Source organism: Pelomicrobium sp. G1, assembly GCF_051905455.1.
Classification (GTDB): domain Bacteria; phylum Pseudomonadota; class Gammaproteobacteria; order Burkholderiales; family UBA6910; genus Pelomicrobium.
Map to the genome: position 1 here is coordinate 1 of NZ_JBQACR010000531.1, position 243 is coordinate 243.

General features: G+C 66.7%; 1 pseudogene. It reads left to right on the forward strand.

Going from position 1 to position 243, the window contains the following annotated elements:
- Positions 1-243 (forward strand): annotated as a pseudogene (locus tag ACTFO6_RS19520) (3-deoxy-8-phosphooctulonate synthase); the annotation flags it as partial.

A 243-nucleotide genomic window follows, 5' to 3' on the forward strand; every position in this document is an offset into this window, starting at 1 on the left:
CCTTCGATTACAACAACCTAGTCTCGGACATGCGCTCCCCCATGGTGATGCGGCAGACCGGCTGCCCCGTGGTATTCGACGCCACCCATTCGGTGCAGCTTCCGGGCGGCCAAGGGGATCGCAGCGGCGGCCAGCGGGAATTCGTCCCGGTCCTGGCTCGGGCGGCCATCGCCGTGGGAGTTTCGGGCCTGTTCATGGAGACCCATCCCGACCCGGACAGAGCCCTTTCGGACGGCCCGAATG